Source organism: Micromonospora sp. NPDC052213, assembly GCF_040679695.1.
Classification (GTDB): Bacteria; Actinomycetota; Actinomycetes; order Mycobacteriales; family Micromonosporaceae; genus Micromonospora.
The window spans coordinates 1-1,135 of the sequence record NZ_JBFAVI010000387.1; the positions used below are offsets into that span (position 1 = coordinate 1).

Here is a 1,135-nt window from a genome sequence, read left to right on the forward strand (position 1 = left end):
CTCCGAGGGAGCCCCGGATCGCCTGCGCCGGGCACGGCGGGCCACACCCCGTCGGTGGTCGTGCGCCGTCCGTGCCTGGCTGTCCGTTATCCGGCAAACGGGCCGTCGGGAGGCGACGGGCCGGGTGGCGGTGTCCCGTGGGTCCGGTTCCGGGGTGTGACCGGGGGCATCGTGGGCGCGGAATCGTGGCCGGGCCGGGGTCGTTACACCCTGCGTACGGCCGAGCAAGGCCATCCCCCGTCCTCTGGCGGGCTGGCGTGCAGGCCCCGGCCCCGGAATGTTGGTGGGCCGCCGGTCGTTACACATGGTCCCGGCCGATGAAGGGGCCGCCTCCCGCCCCGCGCGGCACGGGCCACTCCCGGTCTCCACGGCCGGTCTGATTCTTCCCGGCGTGTGATGCCGGATCCCCCGAGTTTTTTGAGCGCCGGACGGTGCTTGCGCCCCTTCGCCGACCCCCCTCGGCGGGGTGTGGTGCCAACCCCCGAATGGAGCATCTGATGAACACGATCATGCGTAAGAGCGTTCTCGGTATCGCTGGTCTGGCCTTCGCCGGTGGCGTGTTCGCCGGTCCGGCCGCTGCTCACGCCGCCCCGACGGTCGAGAGCACCCCGATCACCGCCGTCGCCGTGCAGGCCGACAAGCCGGCCGTGGACACCGCGAAGCTGGTGCCGCATGGTGTGCAGGGTGCGCAGTCGCGCATCGACCTGTCGGACGAGCAGGTCGGTAACGTGAAGGCGATCATCGCGGCGACGAAGAAGGCCGGGATGGACGAGCGGGCCGCCGTGGTGTCGATCGCGACGGCGTTGCAGGAGTCGAAGCTGGAGAACCTGGGTCATCTGGGTGACCGCAACGACCACGACTCGCAGGGCCTGTTCCAGCAGCGCCCGTCCAGCGGTTGGGGCACGGTGGAGCAGATCACCGACCCGGAGTACTCGACGATGGCGTTCCTGAAGGGTCTGAAGCAGGTCGACGGGTGGCAGGACATGCCCCTGACCCAGGCCGCGCAGACCGTGCAGGTGTCGGCGTACCCCGACCACTACGCCCAGTGGGAGCAGCAGGCCGCCGACCTCGTCGCCAAGCACTGGAACAGCTGACACACAGGCGCATGACGCCGCTGGCCGGTACCCCGTGCGGG

The 1,135-nt window shown here is 70.7% G+C and carries 1 protein-coding gene; it reads left to right on the forward strand.

The features are described from left to right. Positions 1-497 precede the first annotated feature (497 nt). Positions 498-1,094 carry a hypothetical protein gene (locus tag AB0L34_RS34175; protein WP_363709815.1) on the forward strand — a complete coding sequence of 199 codons (597 nt, stop codon included), beginning with the start codon at positions 498-500 and terminating at the stop codon, positions 1,092-1,094. The last annotated feature ends 41 nt before the right edge of the window (positions 1,095-1,135 follow it).